Source organism: Kitasatospora sp. NPDC056800, assembly GCF_042789775.1.
Classification (GTDB): domain Bacteria; phylum Actinomycetota; class Actinomycetes; order Streptomycetales; family Streptomycetaceae; genus Kitasatospora.
Genome location: NZ_JBHUAL010000415.1, coordinates 1 through 1,560, shown reverse-complemented (window position 1 = coordinate 1,560; position 1,560 = coordinate 1). Strand labels below are relative to the sequence as shown.

Genomic DNA, 1,560 nt, shown 5'->3' with positions numbered 1-1,560 from the left:
GTGCGCACACGGGTGCGCACCCCGCCCCGGCCCATCGGCGGGCCCGTGCGACGGCATCTGTTCGGTATCAATTCGCCCAGGGCGTAGGGCAGACCTGGCGAAGAGGACGGAATCACGGGCCCGGCAGAGTACCGTCGGATAGCGAGACCGAGCGCCGTCGGCGTTGACGGTCCACAGCACCAGGCCCCGGAACCCCTGCGGGGCCCCTGGCGAAGGGGAAGCACCTCGTGGCACGCATCGGAGACGGTGGCGACCTGCTCAAGTGCTCGTTCTGCGGCAAGTCGCAGAAGCAGGTGAAGAAGCTGATCGCCGGCCCAGGCGTGTACATCTGCGACGAGTGCATCGACCTGTGCAACGAGATCATCGAGGAGGAACTCGCCGAGACCTCCGAGGTGCGCTTCGAGGAGCTCCCGAAGCCGCGCGAGATCTACGAGTTCCTGGACCAGTACGTGGTCGGCCAGGACCTCGCCAAGAAGGCGCTGTCGGTCGCCGTCTACAACCACTACAAGCGGGTCCAGGCGGGTGAGGCGGGCCGCAGCGGGGGCAACGGCCGCGAGGACGCCATCGAGCTGGCCAAGTCCAACATCCTGCTGCTGGGCCCCACCGGCTCCGGCAAGACGCTGCTGGCGCAGACCCTGGCCCGGATGCTGAACGTGCCGTTCGCGATCGCGGACGCCACCGCGCTGACCGAGGCCGGCTATGTCGGCGAGGACGTCGAGAACATCCTGCTCAAGCTGATCCAGGCGGCCGACTACGACGTCAAGAAGGCCGAGACCGGGATCATCTACATCGACGAGATCGACAAGGTCGCGCGCAAGAGCGAGAACCCGTCGATCACCCGGGACGTCTCCGGCGAGGGTGTGCAGCAGGCCCTGCTGAAGATCCTGGAGGGCACCACCGCGTCGGTGCCGCCGCAGGGCGGGCGCAAGCACCCGCACCAGGAGTTCATCCAGATCGACACCACGAACGTGCTGTTCATCGTCGGCGGCGCGTTCGCCGGCCTGGAGCGGATCATCGAGGGCCGCGCGGGTGCCAAGGGCATCGGCTTCGGCGCCAACATCCGCTCCAAGCGGGAGTCGGACGCCAGCGACCACTTCCGCCAGGTGATGCCCGAGGACCTGGTGAAGTTCGGCATGATCCCCGAGTTCATCGGCCGTCTGCCGGTGATCACCAGCGTGCACAACCTGGACCGCGAGGCGCTGCTCCAGATCCTCACCGAGCCGCGCAACGCGCTGGTCAAGCAGTACCGCAAGCTGTTCGAACTGGACGGCGTGGAGCTGGAGTTCTCCCGGGACGCGCTGGAGGCGATCGCCGACCAGGCGATCCTGCGCGGCACCGGCGCGCGCGGGCTGCGGGCCATCATGGAGGAGGTGCTGATGTCCGTGATGTACGAGGTCCCCTCGCGCCAGGACGTCGCCCGCGTGGTGGTCACCGGGGACGTCGTCTCCAAGCACGCCATCCCCACCCTGGTGCCGCGCGACATGATCAAGCGCGAGCGCCGGGAGAAGAGCGCCTGACCCGAGGCCGACGCCACGAGGAGGGGCCCCGCACCGGATCCGG

At 68.4% G+C, this 1,560-nt stretch carries 1 protein-coding gene; it reads left to right on the top strand.

Translation table 11 applies throughout. The annotated features are described in order from the left end of the window. Positions 1 to 227 precede the first annotated feature (227 nt). A complete protein-coding gene (gene clpX, locus ACFRQN_RS40790) occupies positions 228 to 1,517 on the top strand; it encodes an ATP-dependent Clp protease ATP-binding subunit ClpX (RefSeq protein WP_045696864.1) in 1,290 nt (429 codons plus the stop codon). Positions 1,518 to 1,560 lie beyond the last annotated feature (43 nt).